The following is a 23478-nucleotide window of genomic DNA, read 5'->3' on the forward strand; positions in this document are numbered from 1 at the left end:
GCCGGTGGAACGGTCGCAACAGACGTCACTAAAACTCCTTGGATAGCCTTAAGGCACGTAGAGATAAGATGACATAACTCATGTGCCTTAAGAGGTAGATGGCCCCCAAGATAACCATCGCGGCATGCGGCTTCGCGGCCGTGCTCTACAAGATCGTGACGAGCGGGCCGGTGCGGACCGCGCTCACCGGGGTGATCGAGAAGGCCCTCCATGTGCCGTTCTGAGCGGTGTGCCGAGTGGGTGGGGCCGCCGGGCCGGAGCGAGGGCGGGTATGTCACGGCTGAGGCGGCCATGGTGATCCCGGTACTGGTGGCACTCACCGCGCTCCTGGTGTGGGGCCTGATGGCGGGTGCCGCGCAGGTGCGGTGCGTGGACGCGGCCAGGGCCGGAGCGCGGGCGGCGGCCCGGTCCGAGCCGCCCGCCGAGGTGGTGCGGGTGGCCCGCGCCGCCGCGCCCCGCGGCTCGGAGGTGAGCCTCGGGCGGGACGGGGACCTGGTGCGGGTGCGGGTCACGGTGCCGCTGCCGCGCTTCCCGGTCCCGCTGACCGCAGTGGCCGACGCCCTGGACGAGAACGCGGTCGAGGGGACGCGGGGAGGTGGCGGGCCGTGACGCCCAGGTGGGTGCGGGCCGAGCGTGTGAGGGCCAAGCGTGTGATGGCCGAGTGCGTGCGGGCCGACGGAGTGCGGGGCAGGGCCGCGGGGCGTTGCGACCGGGGTTCGGCCACGGTGTGGTCGCTCGGGCTGATGAGTGTGCTGCTCGCGCTCTTCGCCGCCGTGATGTACCTGGACCGCGCGGTGGTGGCCCGGCACCGGGCGGGCGGGGCGGCCGACCTGGCGGCCCTCGCCGCGGCCGATCACGCCCTGGACGGGCAGGGGACGGCCTGCGCCCTGGCCGCCCGGGTTGCGGTGGCCCAAGGCGCGGAGCTGAGGGGTTGCCGGCTGACGGGGGAGGTGGTGGACGTCGTGGCCGAGGCCGGCGGGGTGCGGGCCGTATCACGGGCGGGTCCGTCACTGGCCGCCGGGAGGGCCGCCGACGACCTCCTGCGGACCGCGCGGGACCGGCTGGGCCGGAAGGACCCGCCCCCGCCCGTCGCCCGGGACGTCGCCCGTGCCGCCCTGTGCGGGCCCGGCCCCGGCTGCGGCCGGCCTTCCGGCCGGGTCCTCGCCCGCCGCCTCCCGGGCCGCGTCCTCGGCGGCGGCCGGCTTCTCCGGCGCGGCCGACAGGAGGCAGTCCAGGAGGCGGACGGCGGCGGCTTTGTCGAGGGGGTCGTTGCCGTTGCCGCACTTGGGCGACTGGACGCACGAAGGACAGCCGAACTCGCACTCGCAGGAGGCGATGGCCTCGCGGGTGGCCGCGAGCCAGGCGCGGGCGGTGCCGTAGGCCCGTTCGGCGAAGCCCGCCCCGCCCGGGTGGCCGTCGTAGACGAAGACGGTGGGCAGGCCCGTGTCGGCGTGCAGCGGCACCGAGACGCCGCCGATGTCCCAGCGGTCGCAGGTGGCGAAGAGCGGGAGGAGGCCGATGGAGGCGTGTTCCGCCGCGTGCAGCGCGCCGGGCAGCTCCTCGGGGTGGACGCGGGCCGCGTCGAGCTGGTCGTCGGTCACCGTCCACCACACGGCCCGGGTGCGCAGGGTGCGCGGCGGCAGGTCGAGCTTGGACTCGCCGAGCACCTCGCCGGTCAGCAGCCGGCGGCGGAGGAAGGACACCACCTGGTGGGTGACCTCGACCGAGCCGAAGTGGATGCGGGCCGCACCCCAGGGCTCCTCCAGCTCGTCGGACAGGACGCGGATCTCGGTGGTGTCGCGGGCCATCGTGGAGTAAGGCGGGTCGGCCGGTTCGACGAGGGCCACGTGGTCGTCCAGGTCCAGGCGCCGGACGAGGTAGGTGCGGCCCTGGTGCAGGTGGACGGCGCCGTCGTGGACGGATGTGTGGGCGGCGCCGGCGTCCACCGTGCCGAGCAGCCGCCCGGTCGCGGACTCCACGACCTGGACGGGCGTGCCCCCCTCGCCGCGGATGTCGGTGAGGTCGGAGGCCCGCTCACGGCGGGTCCAGAACCAGCCGGCCGGACGGCGGCGCAGCAGCCCGCGCTCGACCAGTTGCGTCACCAGGGAGGCGGCCTCCGGCCCGAAGAGGTCCAGGTCGGCTTCGGTGAGCGGCAGCTCCGCGGCGGCGGCGCACAGGTGCGGGGCGAGGACGTACGGGTTGTCCGGGTCCAGGACGGTGGACTCGACAGGCTGCTCGAAGATCGCCTCGGGGTGGTGGACCAGGTAGGTGTCCAGCGGGTCGTCGCGGCCGACCATGACGGCGAGGGCGCCCTGCCCGGCGCGCCCGGCGCGGCCCGCCTGCTGCCACAGAGAGGCCCGGGTCCCCGGGTAGCCGACGAGCAGCACCGCGTCGAGGCCGGAGACGTCGACGCCGAGTTCCAGGGCGGAGGTGGAGGCGAGGCCGAGCAGCCGGCCGGAGTGGAGGTCGCGCTCCAGGGCGCGGCGTTCCTCGGCGAGGTAACCGCCGCGGTAGGCGGCGACCCTGCCGGGAAGCGAGCCGTCGATCTCGGCGAGGCGTTCCTGGGCGATCAGGGCGATGAGTTCGGCGCCGCGCCGGGAGCGGACGAAGGCGACGGTGCGCACACCCTGGAGGACGAGGTCGGTGAGGAGTTCCGCGGCCTCGGCGGTGGCGGTGCGGCGGACCGGGGCGCCGTGTTCGCCGGAGAGCTCGGTCAGCGGCGGTTCCCACAGGGCGAAGGCGAGCTCGCCGCGCGGCGAGGTGTCCTCGGTGACCTCGGCGACCCGTACCCCGGTCAGCCGTCCGGCCGCCCGCCCCGGGTCGGCGGCGGTCGCGGAGGCGAGCAGGAAGACGGGCTCGGCGCCGTAGCGGGCGCAGATCCGCCGCAGCCGGCGCAGCACCTGGGCGACGTGGGAGCCGAAGACCCCGCGGTAGGTGTGGCACTCGTCGATCACCACATAGCGCAGCCCGCGCAGGAAGGAGGCCCAGCGGGCGTGGCCCGGCAGGATGCCGCGGTGCAGCATGTCGGGGTTGGTCAGCACGTAGGTGGCGTACCTGCGGACCCACTCCCGCTCCTCGAAGGGCGTGTCCCCGTCGTAGACGGCCGGCCGGACCGCGGTGCCCAGCGGAGCGGCGAGCGCGCTCACCGCGCGGCGCTGGTCGGCCGCCAGCGCCTTGGTGGGCGACAGGTACAGCGCGGTGGCGCCGCGCGCCCCGGCGCCGGCGCCGTCCAGCAGGGCGCTGAGCACCGGCGCCAGATAGGCCAGCGACTTGCCGGAAGCGGTACCGGTGGCGACGACCACCGACTCGCCGCGGGCCGCGTGGCCGGCGGCGAGGGCCTGGTGTTCCCACGGACGGTCGATTCCGGCCGCCCGAATGGCCGCGACCACCTCCGAGCGGATGCCCTCGGGCCAGGACGCATGGCGACCGACCCGCGCGGGCACGTGCTCCGTATGGGTGATGCGTACGGCGCGGTCGGCCCCCCCGGCGAGCCGCTCCAAAGCGGTCCGGGGGGACGGGCGACCGTGCGCCGACTGAGGAAGACGATCCTGGGCCATCGGCACTCAGTGTGTCACCGGTGTGACGGACAAACGCAGTAAGCCGTCGTGCGGGCCCACCGCGAAGTGATTGAATGCCATCGCGGCTGCCGGTCCTTCCCCTACCTTCGGTGGGGAGGCCCCTACCTGCCTTACGGTGGGAAGGCCCCCACTACCGTTCGGTGGAAGGGGCTCTGGGGGGAGCCGCGTCGATGCAAGGTGCTGGAGGATCCGTGGACCTGTCCCTGTCGACCCGAACCGTCGGCGATCGAACGATCGTCGAGGTCGGCGGCGAGATTGATGTGTACACCGCGCCCAAGCTGCGTGAGCAGCTGGTGGAGCTCGTGAACGACGGCAGCTACCACCTGGTCGTGGACATGGAGGGGGTCGACTTCCTCGACTCCACCGGTCTGGGTGTGCTCGTCGGCGGCCTCAAGCGGGTGCGTGCTCATGAAGGATCGCTGCGTCTGGTGTGCAACCAGGAGCGCATCCTCAAGATTTTCCGTATCACCGGTCTGACCAAGGTGTTCCCCATCCACACCTCGGTCGACGAGGCTGTCGCGGCCACCGACTGACGTCGAGCCGAGACCGACGCGAGAGGGGTACCGGGCGGGTCACCGTCCGGAACCCTGTGACGCCCACCCATGGAACCGAGGGGGAGGCCAGGCCATGCCCACCGTAGAACTGCTCTTCAGCGCCCAGCCCGAGCATGTGCGCACCGCACGGCTCGTAGCGGCACAAGTGGCGCGCCGGGCGGGGGTGGACGAGGCGGCTCTCGACGAGGTGCGGCTGGCCGTGGGCGAGGCCTGCAGCCGGGCCGTGGGCCTGCATCGCAGCAACGGTGTGACGGAGCCGGTGCGGGTGCTGCTCAACGAGGAGGAGAAGAAGTTCTCCATCGAGGTGGTCGACGAGGTGCCGGGGAACGCCACCGGTTCCGCGCCCGACACCGGTGACGACGCGGCGGCCGACGACGAGGGCGAGATGGGCCTGGCGGTGATCAGCGGTCTGGTGGACGACGTCGAGGTCATCGAGGGCGACAGCGGCGGCACGATCCGCATGAGCTGGCCCACGGTCACGGTTTGAAGGCCTGACCTCCGCGGTGTTTCCCGCCGTTCGCCGGCAGCGGGTGGAGCGGTTCCGGGCGGTTGTCCGCTGCTGCGTCGAATGGCTTCATTAGTGGGCAGATCCGACCGGACCGGGTCAGGTTTTGCGGAGCGGTACCCCTCATCCGTGTAAGTTCCGGGGCGATAGGGCCACGGAAGGGATCCATCCGGTGAAGGTGAACAACAGGCTCCTGGCCGCGCTGTGCGGTGGGTCGGCCGTGCTTCTGGCGCTGTCGGGATGCGGTAGCGACGACACCGGCAAAAGGCGCGATGCGTGGGCCAAGGGCGTCTGCGACCAGGCCGCCGGACAGATCAAGCGGATCGACGACGCGAACACCGCGATCAGCAGGGTGGACGGCGGCGGCCGCCCGCAGGCCGTGCAGACCGCGGACTCCGCCGCCTTCCAGACGATCTCCGCGGCCTACCGGTCGCTGTCCGGGATCTTCGACGCGGCGGGCGCAGCGCCCGGCGGTGACGAGGGCCAGAAGTTCCAGCAGAACGCGGTATCCGTCTTCGCCGGCCTGTCCTCGCAGTACGCGAGCCTGAAGAAGCAGGTCGACGGGCTCGACACCCGCAGCCAGGCCAAGTTCGCCGACGGCCTCAAGGGTGTCTCCGACTCACTCAACAAGACCACCGCCAGCGCTCAGACGTCCCTGGACACCCTCCGCCAGGGCGACACCGGCAACGCGCTCGCCAAACAGCCCGGCTGCCAGCAGGTCTCCGGCTCGGTCTCCCCCTCCCCGTCGGCCTCCTGATCCGGCCTGAACCGGTCCGGCCTGAACCGGTCCGGCCTGAACCGGTCCGGCCCGGACCGCTCCGAACCGGTGCGCCCGGCCCGGCCCGCGGTCCCGCAGCCCTCCCCCCTCGCGCGGGCCCGGCCCCGCTGCGGGCGCCGGGCCCTGTCCCGTCCGCGACAATGACGGTGTGAGTACGCCCCGCCTTCCCGCCCCCGGCTCAGCCGCCCCGCTGCGCGACGAACTGCGCGCCGCCGCCTTCACCGCGGACGGCTGCCTCGAACTGCTCGGCGCGGTCGCCTACGCGGCCCTGTCCCGGGCCGAGACCGTCCCCGCGCTGCGTGCCACCCGTGGCGGCAGCCCGCTGGAGACCCTGGTCCGGCTCTTCCTGCTCCAGCAGGCCGTCCCCCGCGGGCGGGCCCGCGCCGCCCTCAAGGACCTGGAGCGCTACGAGGCCGACGGCTGGCTCCAAACGGCCCCCCGAGCCGCCCAGGCCCCCCGGACCGCCCGAGCCGCCGAGGACAGCCGAGGGGACGCGGTACGGGCCACCGTGGACGTACGCCCCTACGCGGGCGACGGCGGCGAGGACTGGTGGATCGTCTCGGACCTGGGCTGCTCGGTCGGCGGGGCGGCCGGCATCGGCAGCGCGCCCGGCGTGGACCGGGCCGACCTCGTCCTCGGGGTCGGCGGGGCGTCCACCACGCTCGCCGGGCTGACCGTACGGCAGCCCTTCGCCAGTGCCCTGGACCTCGGCACCGGCTCCGGCGTCCAGGCGCTGCACGCCTCCCGCCACACCACCCGGGTCACCGCCACGGACGTCAACCCGCGGGCCCTGCACTTCGCCCGGCTCACCCTCGCGCTGTCCGGGGCCGGGGAGACGGACCTGCGGCAGGGCGGCCTCTTCGAGCCGGTGGCCGGCGAGCGGTACGACCTGATCGTCTCCAACCCGCCGTTCGTGATCTCGCCCGGCAACGCGGCCGAAGGCGGTCGGCTCACGTACCGCGACGGCGGGATGGCCGGTGACGACCTGTGCCGCAGCCTCGTGCAGCAGTCCGCCGAGCACCTCAACGACGGCGGCTGGTGCCAGCTGCTCGCCAACTGGCAGCACGTCGAGGGCCAGGACTGGCGGGACCGGCTCGCCTCCTGGGTGCCCCCGGGCTGCGACGCGTGGATCGTGCAGCGCGAAGTGCAGGACGTGGCGCAGTACGCCGAGCTGTGGCTGCGCGACGGCGGCGACCACAGGGGCGACCCGACCGCCTATGCGGCGCGGTACGACGCGTGGCTGGCGGAGTTCGAGCACAGCAAGGTGAACGGGATCGGCTTCGGCTGGATCACGCTGCGCAGGTCCGGTGCCGAGCAGCCCGTGTTCAGCGCGGAGGAGTGGCCGCACCCGGTGGAGCAGCCGCTCGGGCCGCACGTCGCGGACTGGTTCACCCGGCAGGACTTCCTGCGCGCCCATGACGACGCGGCCCTGCTCGCGGCCCGCTTCACCCTCGCCCCCGACGTCGTGCAGGAGCAGGTGGGGCTGCCGGGAGCGGAGGACCCGGAGCACGTGGTGCTGCGGTCGGCCCGCGGCATGCGGCGGGCGACCAAGGTGGACACGGTCGGCGCGGGCTTCGCGGGCGTCTGCGACGGTACGCTGCCGGCCGGCCGGATCGTGGACGCCATCGCCCAGTTGCTGCGGGAGGACCCCGTGATACTGCGCGACCGCACGCCGGAGTCGATCCGGCTGCTGGTCGAACAGGGCTTTTTGGAACCGGTGCGCTGACCGCCGTGCGGCGGACCGCGGCTGCCCGGGAGCCCCTCGCGCACAACAGGTGGGCCCGGCCCTACGAGGCGTCAGCCGCGGGGGCACACCAGCCGCCGCCACGTCACCCGGGCAGCCGGGTCCGGGCAACGGACACGGGCGGCCGGTTCCGGGCAATCCGCCCCGGTGACCGCCACAGCGGCCCTGACACAGCGCCCGGCCACGGCAGCCGAGCGCAGTCCGTCCCGCGCACCGCGCCCTAAGGAGTTCCACAGGCCGTCAGCCGCCGGGCACCGCGCCCTCAGCGGTGGACGTTGCGGACGACCGCCCACACCACCGAGACGCTCAGCAGCGCGTACTGCGCCCGCGGACTCAGCACCGGCCGCCAGCGGCGCCCCCGCAGCCCCTCGACGAGCCACCGCCCGCACATCCACAGCGCCAGCGGCGAGACGACGAGCATCAGCGCGTTCTCGTGGAAGGCCCGGACCGGATCGCCGTGCAGCAGGTCGTACACCAGCCGGGTACCGCCGCAGGCCGGGCACAGCAGCCCTGTCAGCCAGTTGAACGGGCAGCGCGGCAGCCAGTGGCCGCTCTGGTGCGGATCGGTCCCGTAGAGGTACACGGACGCGCCGACAGCGGCCCCCAGCGACGCCAGCGGGGCGACGGCCGGGTGCCGCAGGGGTCCGGCGGGCCGGCGGGCCACAAGAGGCGCGCCGGCCCGCCGGATGTGGTCAGCCACGCAGGACCCGACCCTCCGCGTCCGTTTGGTCCTTGCCTGCCAGCAGCATGATCCCGTCGATCAGGGCCCAGACCCCGCAGCCGCCGCAGGTGAACAGCTGGGCGAGCGCCATCCCGGTGTGGCCGGTGTAGAAGCGGCCGACGCCGAAGCCGCCGAGGAGCAGTTGCAGCACGCCCGCCGTGACCTTGGACTTCTCCGAGTATGGCCGCCCGAAGGGGTCGTAGCCGTAGGGCGCGGCGGGATCGCCGGTGTACGCGCCCGGCTGGGCCGGGTAGGCCGGGGCCTGCGGCGGGTAGCCGTAGCCCGGCTGCGGCGGGGTGCCGGGCGGCGGTCCGGGCTGGGCGCCCTGCGGGTAGCCGTAACCCGGCTGACCCGGGGTGCCCGCCGGCGGCGGGTAGCCGTAGCCGCCGGGTGCCGCCTGCGGCTCTTCGTACGGATTCTTGCCGTATGGCGTCTCTCCGTACGGATTCTGGTCGGACATGAGCGTCCCCCCTAATATGTGCGATTGTCGTGGAACCATCCTGGCAGCCGACAGGTGCACTCGTCCCGGCCCCGTGTCAGACCGTCGTCAAGTTGTGGCAAGAGTGTCGAGCAGCCGGAGCCGGACGGCGCCGACGCGCGGGCGGACGCCCGCGCTGCCGCCGGGGCAGGACGGGAACGCCCCGGCCCGGAATCGCCCTCGGCCCCAGCGCCGATACGTGTTTTCAACCGGTTCTGGTGGGCGGTGAGGCCGCGCGCCCGGCAGCCCGGAGGCAGCGGACCCGCCCCGTCCGCTGCCGCCGAACCCGCCGGGGCCCACCGCGCCGCCGCCACCGCGACCAGCGCCCCGAGCTGCGGGCCGGCCGTCACCCCCACCCTTCCGGGGCGCTCTCCGGGAGCCCTCACCGCGGCGCGGCATCGACCGGAGGTGCGGCCGGAGCACAGGCAATTTCAGGCGCGATCCGGTCGGGGGACGTAGCCTGCTTGGGGACCCCGACAGTGTGGATAGAACGTACATCGGGTTACCGTTCGAGTGGCGTTGTGGACTTTTCCCGTTTGACACGGGCCCAGGAGGTACGGTCACACTCCGCAGCGACACCCCTTCGACCCGGAGAGAAGAGCGAAGTTGTCCCCGACCCGCGAGACCGCACACAGCGGCCGCCGACTCGTCATCGTCGAGTCGCCTGCCAAGGCGAAGACGATCAAGGGCTATCTGGGCCCTGGATACGTCGTCGAGGCCAGCGTCGGGCACATCCGCGACCTCCCCAACGGGGCCGCCGAAGTGCCGGCGGAGTACAAGGGCCAGCCGTGGGCCCGGCTTGGCGTCAATGTGGACAGTGATTTCCAGCCCATCTACGTCGTGAACGCCGACAAGAAGGCTCAGGTCAAGAAGCTCAAGGATCTTCTGAAGGACTCCGACGAACTATTCCTGGCGACCGACGAGGACCGCGAGGGCGAGGCCATCGCCTGGCATTTGCAGGAAATCCTCAAGCCCAAGGTGCCGGTGCACCGGATGGTGTTCCACGAGATCACCAAGGACGCCATCCAGGAAGCCGTCCGCAATCCGCGGGAGCTGAACCAGCGGCTGGTGGACGCCCAGGAGACCCGCCGTATCCTCGACCGCCTGTACGGCTACGAGGTCTCCCCGGTGCTGTGGAAGAAGGTCATGCCGCGGCTGTCGGCGGGCCGTGTGCAGTCCGTGGCGACCCGCCTGGTCGTGGAGCGCGAACGGGAGCGGATCGCCTTCCGCTCCGCGTCCTACTGGGACCTGACCGGCACCTTCGACACCGGCAGGACCGGGGACGCCTCCGACCCGTCGACGCTCGTCGCCCGGCTGATCGCGGTGGACGGCCGCCGGGTGGCCCAGGGCCGCGACTTCGACCCCTCGACCGGCGCGCTCAAGGACGGCGCCAACGTCCTGCACCTGGACGAGGCCAACGCCGCGGGGCTGGCCGCCGCGCTCGCCGAGACCCGGTTCTCGGTCCGCGCCGTCGAGTCGAAGCCGTACCGCCGCTCGCCCTACGCGCCCTTCCGCACCACCACCCTCCAGCAGGAGGCGTCGCGCAAGCTCGGCCTGGGCGCCAAGGCCACCATGCAGGTGGCCCAGAAGCTGTACGAGAACGGCTTCATCACCTATATGCGTACCGACTCCACCACGCTGTCGGAGACCGCGGTCCGCGCCGCCCGCGCCCAGGTCACGCAGCTGTACGGCGCCGACTACCTGCCGGACCAGCCGCGGGTCTACACCGGCAAGGTGAAGAACGCGCAGGAGGCCCACGAGGCGATCCGCCCGTCCGGCGACCGCTTCCGCACCCCGGCCGAGACCGGCCTGACCGGCGACCAGTTCCGGCTCTACGAGCTGATCTGGATGCGGACCGTCGCCTCCCAGATGAAGGACGCGGTCGGCCGGTCCGTCACCGTCAAGGTCGCCGGCACCTCCGCGGACGGCCGGGACGCCGAGTTCTCCGCGTCCGGCAAGATCATCACCTTCCACGGCTTCCTCAAGGCGTACGTCGAAGGCGCCGACGACCCGAACGCCGAGCTGGACGACCGCGAGCGCCGGCTGCCCCAGGTCGCCGAGGGCGACCCGCTGACCGCCGAGGAGCTGACCGTCGACGGCCACTCCACGAAGCCGCCCGCCCGCTACACCGAGGCGTCGCTGGTCAAGGAGCTGGAGGAGCGGGAGATCGGCCGCCCGTCGACCTACGCCACGATCCTGGGCACCATTCTCGACCGCGGCTACGTCTTCAAGAAGGGCACCGCGCTCGTCCCGACCTTCCTGTCCTTCGCGGTGGTCAACCTGCTGGAGAAGCACTTCGGCTGGCTCGTCGACTACGACTTCACCGCGTCGATGGAGGACGACCTCGACCGGATCGCCCGCGGCGAGGCGCAGTCCGTGCCGTGGCTGCGGCGCTTCTACTTCGGCGCCGAACCCGACGCCGCGCCCGCGCCGACCGCCGTCGGCGGCAACGGCGACGGGGACCACCTCGGCGGCCTCAAGGAGCTGGTGGAGGACCTCGGCGCCATCGACGCCCGGGAGATCTCCTCGTTCCCGGTCGGCGAGGGCATCATGCTGCGCGTCGGCCGCTACGGCGCCTATGTCGAGAAGGGAGAGCGCGGCGAGGAGGACCACCGCCGCGCCGACGTCCCCGAGGACCTGGCGCCGGACGAGATGACCGTGGAGTACGCCGAGGAGCTGTTCGCCAAACCCAGCGGCGACTTCGCACTCGGCGACGACCCGGTCACCGGGCGGCCCATCGTCGCCAAGGACGGCCGCTACGGGCCCTACGTCACCGAGGTGCTGCCCGAGGACACCCCGAAGACCGGGAAGAACGCGGTCAAGCCGCGTACCGCCTCGCTCTTCAAGTCGATGTCCCTGGACACGGTGACGCTGGAGGACGCGCTCAAGCTGATGTCGCTGCCCAGGATCGTCGGCAAGGACGCCGAGGGTGTCGAGATCACCGCCCAGAACGGCCGCTACGGGCCCTACCTGAAGAAGGGCACCGACTCGCGCTCCCTGGAGACCGAGGACCAGCTTTTCACCATCACCCTGGACGAGGCGCTGGCCGTCTACGCCCAGCCCAAGGCCCGTGGCCGCGCCGCCGCCAAGCCGCCGCTCAAGGAACTGGGCACCGACCCGGTCAGCGAGCGTCCCGTCGTGGTCAAGGACGGCCGCTTCGGCCCGTACGTCACCGACGGCGAGACCAACGCGACGCTGCGCCGCGACGACGACGTCGAGACGATCACCCCTGAGCGCGGCTACGAACTCCTGGCCGAGAAGCGGGCGAAGTCACCCGCCAAGAAGACGGCCAAGAAGGCGCCGGCGAAGAAGACGACCGCGACCGCCGCCAAGAAGGCGCCCGCGAAGAAGGCCGCCGCCAAGAAGACGGCAGCCAAGAAGACGCCGGCCAAGAAGACGACCACCTCCGCGGACTCCGCCTCCTGAGTCACGCGGCGTTTTCCGCGGAACGGCCCGTCCCACCGGCGGCGCCTTCTGCGGAGCGGCCCGCCCCGGCGGGGACGCACGCCGGCCGCGCGGAGTGCCCGCCAAGGCCGTCGGCGACCGCGCCGGCGGCCCGGGTACGACCGGCGGGACGGCCCTCGCCGGGCCGACGACACCCGCGACACCCCGCGGCTTCGGCACAGTGTCCCGGGGCCGTCACAACACCGCGCGTTTGTTCGGCCAGGCACGTTTGGTTTACCCGCTCCGGATAGGCTGTCGGGATGACGCCATCCGAGCAGCCAGCCCAGCCCGCGGACGTCACCGACGCGTTCGCCGCCGACCTCGCGGCGGACTCCCGGGAGCGGGCCGTGGGAGCGCTGCTGAAGATCCCGGCGCTCCGCAGGCTGTGGAGCGCCCAGCTGACCGGCGCGGTCGCCGACCGCCTCGGGATGCTGGCACTGGTCGTGCTCACCGTCCAGGCCGTCGCCGGCTCGGGCGCCTTCGGCGGCGGCTACCGGGGCGTCGCCCTGGCCACCGCCGCTGTCCTGGCCGCCCGGCTCGTCGCGACACTGCTCTTCGGGGTTGTGCTGCTCGGCCCGCTGTCCACGCTGACCGACGCCGCCGGGCCGCTCGACCGGCGCTGGACGCTGATCGGCGCCGACGGCGTACGGCTCGCGCTGTTCATCGTCGCCCCGCTGTGGGTCACCTGGGTGCCGGGCTCCGCGCACCTGTGGCTGCTGCTGACCGCCTTCGTCACCGGCCTCGCCGACCGGCTGTGGGCGGTGGCCAAGGACGGCGCCGCCCCCTCGCTGCTGCCGCCGCCCGGCGACACCTCGGTACGGCCCGCGCCTGACCACCTGGCCACGCTGCACCGGCTGTCACTGCGCACCGGCTTCGTCGCGCTGCCGCTGGCCGCCGCCGCCCTGGTCGTCGTCACCCTGGTCAACACGCTCATCGGGGTCGGCGTCGACTGGTTCCACCTGCACCAGGTGGCGCTGTCCTCGTACGTGGCCGCCGGGCTGTTCTCCTCCTCGGTCGCGGTCCTGTTCCAGCTGGAACTGCCGTCCGAGACCGCCGCGAAGCAGCGCTCCCCGCTGGAAGGCCTGCGGCTGCCCAAGGGGCCCGTGGGCGCCGAACGCGGCCGGTCCGGCGCGCTGCCGCTGCTCGTCCTGGCCACGTCTGCGGTGGCCGGCGCGATCGGCGCGGCCGTGGCCGTCTCGGTCCTGCACGCGGGCGACCTCGGCTTCGGCCCGGTCGGGTTCGGACTGCTGGTACTGGCCTTCACCGCCGGTACGGTCGTCGGCATCCGGGTCGCCCCGCGCACTCTGCCGGGCCTGTCCCGGCGCCGGCTGCTGTCGCTGGCCATCGGCGTCACCGGCCTCGCCCTGCTGCTGACCGGTGTCGTCGCCGACCAGACCACGGTGGTACTGCTCGCCCTGCTCTCCGGGATCAGCGCCGGCGTCACCGCCAACACCGGGCACGTGCTGATCGAGCAGGAGGCCGAGGAGCCGCGCCGGGCGCGGACCACCGAGCACCTGCAGGCCGTCGCCCGCGCGGTGGTCGCCGTCGCCGCCGTCGGCGCCCCGCTGCTGGCCGCCGCGATCGGCCCGCACCGCATCCACCGCGGCCACTTCACCTTCGACCACGGCGGCGCCGAGTACACCCTGATGCTGATCGGCGCGCTGCTGCTGCCGATCGCCGCACTCGTCCTCGGCAAGACCGACGACCGCAGCGGCGTACCGTTCCGGCGCGACCTGCGCGAGGCGCTGCGCGGTGGCGAGCCGGCCGCGGCGCCCGCGGCCACCGGCTTCTTCATCGCCCTGGAGGGCGGCGACGGCGCCGGCAAGTCCACTCAGGTCGACGCGCTCGCCCGCTGGATCCGCGCCAAGGGGCACGAGGTCGTCGTCACCCGCGAACCCGGCGCCACCGCCGTCGGCAAGCGGCTGCGCTCGATCCTGCTCGACGTCTCCTCCGCCGGGATCTCCAACCGCGCCGAGGCCCTGCTCTACGCGGCCGACCGCGCCGAACACGTCGACAGCGTGGTCCGGCCCGCCCTCGCCCGCGGCGCAATCGTCATCTCCGACCGCTACATCGACTCCTCGGTCGCCTACCAGGGCGCCGGCCGCGACCTCGCGCCGACCGAGATCGCCCGGATCAACCGCTGGGCCACCGGCGGGCTCATCCCGCACCTGACCGTGCTCCTCGACGTCTCGCCCGAGACCGCCCGCGAACGCTTCACCGAGGCCCCCGACCGGCTCGAATCCGAACCGGCCGCCTTCCACCAGCGGGTACGCGCCGGATTCCTCACCCTCGCCGCCGCCGACCCCGCCCGCTATCTGGTGGTGGACGCCGGCCAGGCGCCCGAAGCGGTCACCACCGTCGTACGGCACCGGCTGGACCGGCTTCTGCCGCTGTCCCAGCAGGAGATCGAGGCCCGCGCCGAAGCCGAGCGCAAAGCGGCGGCCGAGCGCGCCCGCCTCGCCGCGGAGGAGGCCGCCCGCAAGGCCGAGGAGGAGCGCGCCGAGCGCGAACGGCAGGCCCAGCTGGAAAAGCTCCACCGCGAGGAGCAGGAGCGCCGCCTCGCCGCGGAGGAGGCCGCCCGCCGCGAGATCGCCGAACGCAAGGCCGAGCAGGAGGCGGAGGAGGCCCGGCTGCGGCAGCAGGAGACCGACCGGATCGCCGCCGAGGCCGCCGCCCGCCGCGCCGCCGAGGAACAGGCCCACGCCGAGGAGCAGGCGCGGCTGCGCCGCCTCGCCGAGGAGCAGACCCGCCTGCGTGCCGAGGCCGACGAACGCCGCCGGGAGAAGCAGCGCAAGGCCGAAGCGGCTCTCCTGCGGGCCGAGGCGGCCCGTACGGCCGCCGCGGCGGCCGCCGCGGCCGCGGCGGCCGAGGGGCCCGGGGCGTCGCAGGAGACCGCGAAGCTGCGGGCGGTCCCCCCGGCGGAGGCCGAGCGCACCGTCGAACTCCCCGCGGTGCCGGACGACACGGCCGTGCTGCCCGCCGTCCCCGACGAGACCGTCGTGCTGCCCGCCGTGCCCCCGGCGGGCGCCGCGGACGAGACAGCGGTCCTCCCGGCCGTCCCCGCGGAGCAGCCGGGAGGTTCCGGCGGGACCGCGGACGAGGACGGCGGCCGGGACACCGAAGACCGCTACGGGGACCCGTCCGGCGACACTCCCGGCGCCGCCGAGCACGCCGTCCCGGGCGCCGCCTCCGGTGAGAACACGACCGTACGGACCCCGGTGCCCTCCTCCGAGAACACCACCGTGACGACCCCGGTCCCGGCGCCGCCGGAACCCGCCTCGGACCCCTCCGAGACGACCAGGGTGCTGCCCCCGGTCGCACCCGTGGAGCCGCGGTCCCCGGAGCCCCGGCCGCAGCGCCCCCAGGACCGGCCGCGGACCGGTGACACCGACGACACAGCCGCCCGCCCGCCGGCCCGCGACACCGGCTCCGCGACTGACCGGGTCCCTGAGTGGCTGTTCCGCCCCGAGCGCCCGGAGTCCGAGCGCACCCGTGAACTCCCCACGCCCGCCCCCGCGCCGAAGCCGCGCAGCCGACCCCGTCCCGACTGGGCCGAGGAAACCCCCCTCGACGACCTCCCCACCCTCGCCGACGAGCTCCTGGGGTGGCACTACGACGAGGACGACGGCCCCACCGACCGCCGCCCCCGCTGACCCCCCTCCGAGCCCGGCAGCCGGGGGCCCGCCGCGCGTCCTTAGGCGGCGGGCCGGGCCCCGGGCGGGCCCCGGGCGGGCCCCCGGGTGCCCTTGCCGACCGCGCCGATCCCTCGGCGCGCGGTCCTGCGGACCCCGCGAACAGGCGGGAATAGCGGCGCCCGAAGGCCCGGTTCCCCTGGTGCCGTTGTCACGCGGCGCGGCACAAGGAACCCAACCGGAAGAGGAAAGCCGTGAAGGTCGAGATCTACTCGGACATCGCCTGCCCGTGGTGCTATGTCGGCAAGACCCGCTTCGAACGCGCGCTGGCCGCCTTCCCGCAGCCTGTGGAAGTCGTGTACCGGCCGTTCCGGCTCGACCCGTCCGCACCGGAGCGCCCCCGTCCGCACCGTGAGGTGCTGGCGGCCAAGTTCGGCTCGCAGGCCCCTGCTCTGGACGACCGCCTCACCAGGGTCGGCGCCAGCGAGGGCATCACCTTCGACTTCGACACGGTGCTGGAGAACAACTCCCTGCTCGCCCACCGCCTCCTGCGCTTCACCCTTGAGGAGTACGGGGCCGAGGCCCAGGGGCGTCTCAAGGGGCGTCTGATGACCGGTCACTTCAGCGAGGGCATGGACATCGGCGACAGTGCCCAGCTCGTCGAGTCCGCCGTGGCCGTCGGTCTGGACCGCGAGGCGGTGGTCGCCTTCCTGGAGGGCGACGCCCTTCTCGACGAGACCCTCGCCGACCTCGACGAGGCCCACCGGCTGGGCATCACCGCGGTCCCCACCTTCGTCTTCGAGGGCCAGTGGGCCGTCCAGGGCGGCCAGGAGACCTCGACGTTCCTCAAGGTGCTGGAGCAGATAGCCAAGGAGACGGCCGCCGCCGAGGAGCCCGAGGCGGTGGACGCCGCCGACGCCTGCGCCGACGGCGTGTGCGAGGTCCCGGCCGACCACCCGGCGGCGGCCAAGTAACCGGGGCCGTACCGGCTACGAGCAGGTGATCTCCGCGTCCGCCCAGTCCGCGAGGCCGGCCAGGACCGGTCCTTCCGGCTCCGGCCGGACGACGAGCCTGACGGTCGACACCCCGCTGAGGTCGGCATGCACCGGCACGGCGGGGTCACCCCCGCGTACCACCGGCGAGGACCACAGCCGGACCCCGTCGCCGTAGACGGAGAACCGCAGCGGCGTACCCGGCCACCGGGCCAGGTCGTCGACACCGGCACGGGCGTCGTAGGACACACAGGCGCGGTTGAGGTCGATGGTCACCGTGGAGCGCCCGTGCACGGTGATGCCGTACGGGTACGAGATGCCTCCGATGTCCAGGCCCCACCGGTCCCACCACCAGCCGCTCGCTCCCCGGCGGATGGTGGGACCGGTGGCGCCCTGGCCGGGACGGCCGACCGGCAGCGCGTTCACCCGGTACACCACCGGATCGGGCGTCGTCGTGGGCGGCGGTGTCGTGGGCGGCGGCGTTGTCGGGGGTGCCGGGGCCGGGGTGGCCGGGGTGGCCGTGGCCGTCGGGGACGCGCTGGGGGCGGGGCCGGTGCCGAGCGTGGGCACCGGAGACTTCGGCGCGGGCGCGGGCGCGGGCGCGGACTCGGGCGGCCGCGCCGTACGACCCGGGCCCGGTATGGGCGTCGTCGGTGTTACGGCCGGGGCCGGCACCGCGCCGACCGGTTCCCGCGTGCGCGGCCCGGGTTTCGGGGCCGGGGCCGGCGTGGCCGGCGGCGCGACGGCCGGCACGGTCACCGGGGGCCTGGCGGCGGCCGGCGCGGGCCGGTGCTTCCCGTCGCCGCCGGTGAGCGCGAACGCCACTCCCGCCGCGGCCACAGCGGCCACCACAGCCGCCGCGATCCCTGCCTTGGCGGGGAAGCCCAGCCCTTCGGCCGCGCCGCCTCCTCCGGCCGCCCCGGCGCTCGTCCCGGACGCCGCGCCGGCCACCGCCGCGGCGCCCCCCGCGGCTCCGGCGGCGGCGGCTCCGCCGGCCACCGCGATTCCCGCCTTGGCGGCGTAGACGGCGGCGAACCAGCCGATGTACGCGACCGGCAGCAGACCCTTGAGCGCCGAGTTGAGGTCGGCCAGCTCCGTCGAGGCGGCCGAGCAGCGGGCGCACTCCTTGAGGTGACGATTCAGCTCCCGGTCCGCGCGGGTCCGCAGCGCGCCCCGGGCGTGCGCGCCGAGCCGGTCGGCGTACCGGGCGCAGTCGCCCCCGGCGGTGAGCGTGGAACTGACGTGCGCCTGCAGATACGCCTGACGCAGGCCCTCGCGGGCCCGGTGGGCGAGGACGGCGGTGGCGTTGGGGGTCAGCCCGAGCAGCGGCGCGATGTCGCTCGGCGACTCGTCCTCCACCGCGGTGTGCCACAGCACGGTCTGCCAGCGCTCCGGCAGGGTACGGAACGCCCGGATGGCCAGCGACCGTTCGGCTTCGCGCATCGCCCGCACCTCGGCGCCGAGGTCCGCGTTCTCCTCGGTGGCGCCGGCGCCCGCCGCCGACACCGCGAACACCGCGAAGTCCTCGACGAGCTGCTCGCGCTTGGCGGTGTTGCCCCAGGCGGCGGCGACCCGGCGGACAGTGGTGAGCAGATAGGCGCGGACGGATGTCTCCGGGCCGCTGCCGCCCCGGATCGCCTGGAGGGTACGGGCGAAGACCTCGCCGGTCAGGTCCTCAGCGGTGTGGGCGTCGCGGCAGCAGGTGCGGGCGTAGCGGCGTACCGATTCGGCGTGCCGCCGGTACAGCTCCTCATAGGCGTTGTCCTGGCCGCCGCGCACCCGGGCGAGCAGTTCGGTGTCCGACAGCTCGGAGCGGAGGCCGCCGTACGGCGCCGGGTGGCCCGCGGGGGACACGCCCGCGGGGGACACGCGACGGCCGCCGGGCACGGCACCGGGCTCCGCCGCGGGCCCTTCGGCGTGGGCGGGTCCTTCCGGCGCCCGCCGGGGCTCGGAGCGGGCGGTTTCCGGCGGCGCGGGCTCGGACCGCGTCACGGGACCGCGCTGTCCCGGCACCCTCTGCTGCGGTACCTCGTCACCGGTCCGCGCGACCGGTCCCGTCGTGCCGGATTCCCCGCTTGCCTCATCCACGCCCGCAAGCCTGGCACACGACGGCCGCGCCGCGTCAGGCCGAACGGCGGAACCACCCGTCCGAGCGCCTTTGCCGCGCGCAACGCGCCGCCCTCACCCGACCGGGCGTGGTGCGCGTACGCCGAAGGGCCGACCCGCGGCTACTCAAGTGCTCCCGGAGCGCGGTCCGGTGCTCGGAACGGAACCCGGGCCGCAGCTCGCCCCGGAGCGCGACGAAGCTCGGACCGCGGACCGCCGCGTCCTGGGCCGTCCCGTCCTGGGCCGTCCCGTCCTGGGCCGTCCCGTCCTGGACCGTCCCGTCCTGGACCGTCCCGTCCTGGGGACACCGCGCCAGGACCGCCGGTTCGGCCCGGCACCGGGCAGGGGCGCACGCCCGCGCGGCGGCGCGGGACCGCCGCCCCGCGATCCGCGGGCGGGATCCGGGACCTGACCGCGGCCTGGTCCCGGGCCAGGCCGCCGGCTCCGTCCGGGACCGCGTCCCGGACAGGGCCGGACGTCACCGCGGTCCGGCGGCAGCCGTGGCCGTGCGCTCGCCGGGACGGGACCGCAGCCCCTCCAACAGGATGTCCAGCAGCCGCGCGGACGCCGCCGCGTGCTGGTCGGGGTCCGGCAGCGCGGGCGCGGCGGTCGCGATGACCAGCAGTACGTCCGCCACCGACACGTCCCCGCGCAGCTCACCCGCGGCCCTCGCCCGCTCCACGAGCTGGCCGACGACGTCCAGCAGCGTGCCTATCCCGCCCTGGTCCGGCTCGTCCTCCAGCAGCCCCTCGGACGCCGTTCCCAGCCGGTCCTGTGCGCGGCCGGCCGGATCGGCGGCGAGGTCACCGGCCCGGGTGTGCTCGGCGCTGAACCGCGCCGGATCCACCAGCGCCGGACCGACCTCCTCCGGGCCCGGTTGCCCGGCGCCCACCTCCTCGACGCCCGCGTCGTCCGAGCCGGCGTGTCCCGAGCCGGTGTGCTCCGCGCCCGGCAGGGCGAGCGGGGCGCGCTGCTGCGGAACCCTGATGTCCTCGATCTCCTCGCGGTGCGCGTCAGGTCCGGTGTGCCCGCCACCCGCCGGGGCCTGCACCCGCAGGACCTGCGGCGGCAGCAGCCGGCCGGCACCGGAAGCCGCCGAGGTGCGCAGGAAGCGGGCCAGCGCGGACCACGCCTCGTTCTCCTGGCCGAGCGCGGTGCGCGCCTGCTCGGTCAGCCGTGCGGTCTCCTCCTCGGCGATCCGCCTGACCAGTACGTCCTTGCTGGGAAAGCGCCGGTAGACGGTGCCGACGCCGACCCGGGCCCGCCGGGCGACGTCCTCCATGGGCGCGCCGTAGCCGAGTTCGCCGAACACCTCACGAGCGGCGCGCAGCACGTGCTCCAGATTGCGCTGCGCGTCGACCCGGAGCGGAGCAGGTCCGCCCGCTCCGCCTCGTACCGCGGTACCTGTCGCCGTGGCGCGTCGAGAGTCCTGAATGTGCATATGTGTATCCCCCGGTAAATCTCATGTCTCCCCCCGGAGACTCCCCACCCTTAACGAAGATCACTGCGCATACCGCGCAGTACTACGAGATACAAACATAGTTGAGCGCGCGTCAAGAAAGAAGGGGGCAGGGGAGGCAGGACAGCGCCCATGGGGCGCACGGGCCCGCGCCCGGGCGCCTCGGGCGTGCGACCTTTGCCCGCCGACGGGCGGCGGCACGGGCCCACCGGCAGGGATTTCCCGGAAAGGTCGTGTCCGGCCTGTGGACAAACGGCCCGCTCCATTGCCTCATGGAGCAATGACCGAGTCGGCAGCGTTGGCCACAGCATCTACCCCGCGGATTCTCGTTGTCGGCGGCGGCTATGTCGGGCTGTACGCCGCCCTGCGGCTGCAGCGGAAGCTCAGGCGCGGCGAGGCCGAGATCGTGGTGGTCGAGCCCCAGCCGTACATGACCTACCAGCCGTTCCTGCCCGAGGCCGCGGCCGGCTCCATCTCCCCCCGGCACGTGGTGGTGCCGCTGCGCCGGGTGCTGGGCAGGTGCCGGATCGTGCCCGGCGAGGCCCGCTCGGTCGACCCGGTCAAGCGGATCGTCACCGTCGTCACCCCGGCCACCGCCGAGGAGGGCGGCGACGCCCTGGAGCTCTCCTACGACGAGCTGGTCCTCGCCCCCGGCTCGGTCTCCCGCACCCTCCCGGTCCCGGGCCTGGCCGAGTACGGCATCGGCTTCAAGACGGTCGAGGAGGCCATCGGACTGCGCAACCACGTACTGGAGCAGCTCGACATCGCGTCCTCGACCCGCGACGCGGCCGTCCGCGAGGCGGCGCTGACCTACGTCTTCGTCGGCGGTGGCTACGCCGGGGTGGAAGCGCTCGCCGAGCTGGAGAACATGGCCCGGTTCGCGGTGCGCTACTACCACAACATCCGCCCCGAGGACCTGCGATGGGTGCTGGTCGAGGCGAGCGACCACATCCTCCCCGAGGTCGGCGAGGCCCTCGGCAGGTACGCGGTACGGGAGCTGCGGGGCCGCAACGTCGACATCCGGCTGGAGACCCGGCTCCAGTCCTGCGAGCACCGCGTGGCCGTGCTCTCCGACGGCAGCCGGCTGCCCACCAGAACCCTGGTGTGGACGGCCGGGGTCAGACCGGCGCCGATCCTCGCCGCCTCCGGGCTGCCGCTCAACGAACGCGGCCGGCTGCGCGCCGAGGCCACCTTGCGGGTCATCGGCGCCGACGGCGTCTGGGCGGCGGGCGACGCGGCCGCCGTCCCGGACCTCACCGCCGACCGGCCCGGCACCGAGTGCGCCCCCAACGCCCAGCACGCTGTCCGCCAGGCCAAGGCTCTGGCCGACAACATCGTCGCGACCCTGCGCGGCCGGACGCCGACCCCGTACCGGCACCAGTACGTCGGCTCGGTCGCCTCCCTCGGCCTGCACGAAGGCGTCGCCTGTCTCTACGGCCGGAAGATCAAGGGCTACCCGGCCTGGTTCATGCACCGCGCCTACCACCTCAGCCGGGTGCCCACCCTCAACCGCAAGGCGAAAGTGCTGGCCGAGTGGGTGCTCGCCGGGCTCTTCAAACGGGAGATCGTCTCGCTCGGATCGCTGGAACACCCGCGGGCGGAATTCGAACTCGCCGCCGGAACCGGCCCCAAACCCGACGCATCCTGAGCCGTGCCAACCCCGGCACGATTCCCCCCGGGGCCGCCGGTCGGCCACACTGGGCGGGTGACCACGCGTGCACCAGCACTGGCGATCAGTGCCACATACGAGGAATCGGACGTTTGAACCTTACGCGCTGGAGCGCCCGGCTCCCCGGAACACAGCGACGCGGTGCCGTACCGGCAGCACGCGGCAAGGCCGGCGATCCCACGGGACCGGCCGCCGGAACCCTCGCCGCAGCCGGTCCCGGCGGCCCCGACCGGCAACCGCAACCGCCGTCCGTCCAGACCGCACCGAGCGGTGAGCCCACCGTCCGGGGGGTCCTGCGCCTGCTGCCCGCCCTGATCGCGGTCACCTACGGGCCCACCCACCGCGTCGGTTTCGTCAACGACGCCTACACCGACGTCTTCGGCGCCCGCGACACCGGCGCCCCGGCCCGCGACGCCCTGCCGGAACTCGACGAACTCGGCCTGCTCCCGCTCATGGACCAGGTCCACCGCAGCGGCAGGCCGCGTACCGTCAAAGCCCGCAAGGTCACGTGGACCGACAGCTCAGCTGTCACCCGTCCGGGTTACTTCACCTTCACCTGTACCCCGGTCCAGCCCGACGACCCCGACCCCGAACGCCGTGGCGTCCTGGTCTTCGCCGCCGACGTCACCGACCAGGTGCAGTCCGCGGAACGGCTGCGGGAGAGCGAACGCCGCCTGCACGAGACCGCCGTCACCCTCCAGCGCAGCCTTCTGCCGCAGCAGCTGGAACAGCCCGACGACCTGCGGGTGGCCGCCACCTACCAGCCGGGCGGCACCGACGCCGCGGTCGGCGGCGACTGGTACGACGTCATCACCCTCGGCGCCGGCCGCACCGCCGTGGTCATCGGCGACGTGATGGGCCGGGGGGTACGGGCCGCCGCCGTGATGGGCCAGCTCCGTACCGCCGTACGCGCCTACGCCCGCCTCGACCTGCCGCCGCACGAGGTCATCCAGCTCCTCGACGGGCTCGCCTCCGAGATCGACGCCACCCAGATCGCCACCTGCGTCTACGCGGTCCACGACCCCAGCGAGGGCCGGCTCTCCTACGCCAGCGCCGGCCACCCGCCGATCCTCATCCGCGACCCCGACGGCACCGTCCGGCGCGCCGACGAACCCACCGGCCCGCCACTGGGCACCGGCGGCTGGGTCCACACCTCCGGCAGCATCCCGCTCGGCCCCGGTTGCACCGCCGTCCTCTACACCGACGGCCTGATCGAACGCCGGGACCAGGACATCGACGAGGGCGTCGCCGCCCTCACCCGGGCGCTGGCCGGTGCCACCGGGGCGCCCCAGGTGATCTGCGACCGCCTGATGCGCGCGCTCGGCGTCACCTCCGAGCACGACGACGACGTGGCGGTCCTGGTCCTGCAGTACCCGGACCACACCGGCGCCGACGCCGAGCTCTTCCGCAACGCCTCACTCGACCTGCTCGGCGGCGTCGAGGCAGCACCCCGCGCCCGAGCCTTCGCCGCCGGGGTGCTCGCCTCCTGGCGCTTTTCCGTCGAACTCGCCGACCTCGGCGTGCTGGCCGCCGGCGAACTCGTCGCCAACTCGCTCCAGCACGGCACCCCGCCGATGCGGCTGCGGCTGCGCCGCACCGACCGCCGACTGGTCATCGAGGTCACCGACGGCGACGACCACCTGCCGCGCCGCCGCCGCGCCGAACCCGCCGACGAGGCCGGCCGCGGCATCTCGATCATCGCCACCGTCGCCTCCGCGTGGGGCTCCCGCCGCACCCCGGGCGGCGGCAAGGCCGTCTGGTGCGAGTTCGCCCTGCCGGACTGACCGGAGACCACGCCGACACCCGGCCCCCCGCACG

General features: G+C 74.2%; 15 protein-coding genes and 2 pseudogenes. 12 read left to right on the forward strand and 5 right to left on the reverse strand.

Annotated features, from left to right (window positions below; translation table 11 throughout):
- Positions 1–113: 113 nt before the first annotated feature.
- The 3 genes and pseudogenes from RLT57_RS16445 to RLT57_RS16455 all read left to right on the forward strand — a co-directional run.
- Positions 114–224 (forward strand): annotated as a pseudogene (locus RLT57_RS16445) (DUF4244 domain-containing protein); the annotation flags it as partial.
- A 67-nt stretch (positions 225–291) separates the two neighbouring features.
- The gene (locus tag RLT57_RS16450; RefSeq protein WP_399128802.1) at positions 292–609 is read left to right on the forward strand and encodes a TadE family type IV pilus minor pilin; all 318 of its coding nucleotides are present in this window, start codon (positions 292–294) and stop codon (positions 607–609) included.
- A gap of 134 nt (positions 610–743) precedes the next feature.
- Positions 744–968 (forward strand): annotated as a pseudogene (locus tag RLT57_RS16455) (Rv3654c family TadE-like protein); the annotation flags it as partial.
- A gap of 39 nt (positions 969–1007) precedes the next feature.
- Here the strand turns inward: RLT57_RS16455 and RLT57_RS16460 are convergent.
- Positions 1008–3557, reverse strand: a complete 2550-nt coding sequence (locus RLT57_RS16460) for a DEAD/DEAH box helicase (RefSeq protein ID WP_311298160.1) — start codon at positions 3555–3557, stop codon at positions 1008–1010.
- 212 nt (positions 3558–3769) lie between these two features.
- Here RLT57_RS16460 and bldG point away from each other — a divergent pair, with 212 nt between their 5' ends.
- From bldG to RLT57_RS16480, 4 genes are all read left to right on the forward strand, one after another.
- Positions 3770–4111 (forward strand): anti-sigma factor antagonist BldG, encoded by a 342-nt coding sequence (gene bldG, locus RLT57_RS16465; protein WP_031520166.1) that lies wholly within the window; start codon positions 3770–3772, stop codon positions 4109–4111.
- Positions 4112–4205: 94 nt separating this feature from the next.
- The gene (locus RLT57_RS16470) at positions 4206–4619 is read left to right on the forward strand and encodes an ATP-binding protein (protein WP_311298161.1); all 414 of its coding nucleotides are present in this window, start codon (positions 4206–4208) and stop codon (positions 4617–4619) included.
- Positions 4620–4809: 190 nt separating this feature from the next.
- The gene (locus tag RLT57_RS16475) at positions 4810–5394 is read left to right on the forward strand and encodes a small secreted protein (RefSeq protein WP_311298162.1); all 585 of its coding nucleotides are present in this window, start codon (positions 4810–4812) and stop codon (positions 5392–5394) included.
- A gap of 169 nt (positions 5395–5563) precedes the next feature.
- Positions 5564–7141: a class I SAM-dependent methyltransferase gene (locus tag RLT57_RS16480; RefSeq protein ID WP_311298163.1), complete on the forward strand. Its 1578-nt coding sequence runs from the start codon at positions 5564–5566 to the stop codon at positions 7139–7141.
- Between the two features lie 280 nt (positions 7142–7421).
- Here the strand turns inward: RLT57_RS16480 and RLT57_RS16485 are convergent, their stop codons facing one another.
- Positions 7422–7823 (reverse strand): DUF2752 domain-containing protein, encoded by a 402-nt coding sequence (locus tag RLT57_RS16485; protein WP_399129861.1) that lies wholly within the window; start codon positions 7821–7823, stop codon positions 7422–7424.
- A 28-nt stretch (positions 7824–7851) separates the two neighbouring features.
- Positions 7852–8340 (reverse strand): TM2 domain-containing protein, encoded by a 489-nt coding sequence (locus RLT57_RS16490; protein WP_311298165.1) that lies wholly within the window; start codon positions 8338–8340, stop codon positions 7852–7854.
- Between the two features lie 624 nt (positions 8341–8964).
- Between RLT57_RS16490 and topA the strand changes: the two genes are divergently transcribed.
- The 3 genes from topA to RLT57_RS16505 all read left to right on the forward strand — a co-directional run bounded on the left by topA (position 8965) and on the right by RLT57_RS16505 (position 16408).
- Positions 8965–11784: a type I DNA topoisomerase gene (gene topA, locus RLT57_RS16495; protein WP_311298166.1), complete on the forward strand. Its 2820-nt coding sequence runs from the start codon at positions 8965–8967 to the stop codon at positions 11782–11784.
- Positions 11785–12062: 278 nt separating this feature from the next.
- Positions 12063–15455 (forward strand): dTMP kinase, encoded by a 3393-nt coding sequence (gene tmk / locus RLT57_RS16500; RefSeq protein ID WP_311298167.1) that lies wholly within the window; start codon positions 12063–12065, stop codon positions 15453–15455.
- Between the two features lie 233 nt (positions 15456–15688).
- Positions 15689–16408 carry a DsbA family oxidoreductase gene (locus tag RLT57_RS16505; protein ID WP_311298168.1) on the forward strand — a complete coding sequence of 240 codons (720 nt, stop codon included), beginning with the start codon at positions 15689–15691 and terminating at the stop codon, positions 16406–16408.
- A 15-nt stretch (positions 16409–16423) separates the two neighbouring features.
- Here RLT57_RS16505 and RLT57_RS16510 read toward each other — a convergent pair whose 3' ends face one another.
- The gene (locus RLT57_RS16510; RefSeq protein WP_311298169.1) at positions 16424–18280 is read right to left on the reverse strand and encodes a sigma-70 family RNA polymerase sigma factor; all 1857 of its coding nucleotides are present in this window, start codon (positions 18278–18280) and stop codon (positions 16424–16426) included.
- Between the two features lie 730 nt (positions 18281–19010).
- Positions 19011–19973, reverse strand: a complete 963-nt coding sequence (locus RLT57_RS16515; protein WP_311298170.1) for a TetR/AcrR family transcriptional regulator — start codon at positions 19971–19973, stop codon at positions 19011–19013.
- A 298-nt stretch (positions 19974–20271) separates the two neighbouring features.
- Between RLT57_RS16515 and RLT57_RS16520 the strand changes: the two genes are divergently transcribed.
- On the forward strand, positions 20272–21639 hold the full coding sequence (locus tag RLT57_RS16520) for an NAD(P)/FAD-dependent oxidoreductase (RefSeq protein WP_311298171.1): 1368 nt from the start codon (positions 20272–20274) through the stop codon (positions 21637–21639).
- A 113-nt stretch (positions 21640–21752) separates the two neighbouring features.
- Positions 21753–23444, forward strand: coding sequence for a SpoIIE family protein phosphatase (locus tag RLT57_RS16525; RefSeq protein WP_311298173.1), 1692 nt, complete (start codon positions 21753–21755; stop codon positions 23442–23444).
- Positions 23445–23478 lie beyond the last annotated feature (34 nt).

The sequence above is a fragment of the Streptomyces sp. ITFR-21 genome, assembly GCF_031844685.1.
Classification (GTDB): Bacteria; Actinomycetota; Actinomycetes; order Streptomycetales; family Streptomycetaceae; genus Actinacidiphila.